Source organism: Acinetobacter entericus (assembly GCF_026168575.1).
Classification (GTDB): domain Bacteria; phylum Pseudomonadota; class Gammaproteobacteria; order Pseudomonadales; family Moraxellaceae; genus Acinetobacter; species Acinetobacter bouvetii.
The window spans coordinates 1-343 of the sequence record NZ_JAPEQW010000153.1; the positions used below are offsets into that span (position 1 = coordinate 1).

The 343-nt window shown below is 54.2% G+C and carries 1 protein-coding gene; it reads left to right on the forward strand.

Annotated features, from left to right (window positions below; translation table 11 throughout):
* A partial coding sequence (locus OKC24_RS19995; protein WP_307735406.1) for an NAD(P)-dependent oxidoreductase occupies window positions 1–180 on the forward strand: 180 nt, incomplete at its 5' end.
* Between the last annotated feature and the right edge of the window lie 163 nt (window positions 181–343).

Sequence of the window (343 nt, forward strand, 5' to 3'; positions counted from 1 at the left end):
ATCGATGTGCTCCCGCAAGAACCGCCACACGCCGACGAGCCGCTGCTCACTGCTCCCAATTGCTGCATAACTCCGCATATTGCCTGGCAGGGCGACGTGGCCAGAGCACGACTGGTAAAAGTATGTGAAGAAAATCTGCGTGCCTTCATCTCCGGCCGCCCAATCAATGTAGTCGACTGAACATCGGTCGCTCAGACATCAATTATAACCCTCTATTCAGCTCCTGCCCTTTCATATACCTGACCATAAGCATGAAACTGATTGAAATCACCTCGCTCGACCACCCGGGCGTGGAAATATTCTCCTCGCTCACCGACGCACAGCTGTGCAACAGGCTCCACCC